Source organism: Micromonospora sp. ABR4_055 (assembly GCF_056160425.1).
Genome location: NZ_JBSWXD010000365.1, coordinates 1 through 416, shown reverse-complemented (window position 1 = coordinate 416; position 416 = coordinate 1). Strand labels below are relative to the sequence as shown.

Genomic DNA, 416 nt, shown 5'->3' with positions numbered 1-416 from the left:
TCTGGCGCGACGCCCTCCACCCCCGACCGGGCCGGTGGCGACCCCCCCCCCCCCGCCTCCTCCGGGGCGATGCAGGGGCGTGGCGGTCAGAACGTGTAGGTCCGGGCGACGGTCACCAGTTCGCTGGTGTGTGAACCGGCCACCCCGACCCCGGTCGGCCGGGGGGTGAAGCCGGGCAGGTCCGCCAGGCCGTCGCTGCCGTCGGCCACCCGCACCCGGACCGGGCCGGTGGCGGCGTTCGCGCCGTCGCCGGCCCGCAGCACCAGCACGACCTCCAGCCCTTGCGGCGGCGGGGCGTGGAACACCGTCCCGAAGCTCCAGCCGTCACCGGACGAGGTGGCAGTTGACCCTACCCACCCCCCCCCCCCCGCCACCCCCTCCCCACCCCACCCCGGGACACCAAGCACCCAGAGACA

The 416-nt window shown here is 76.9% G+C and carries 1 pseudogene; it reads right to left on the bottom strand.

The features are described 5' to 3' along the window. Nucleotides 1-86: 86 nt before the first annotated feature. Nucleotides 87-416 (bottom strand): annotated as a pseudogene (locus ACXAHD_RS32415) (hypothetical protein); the annotation flags it as partial.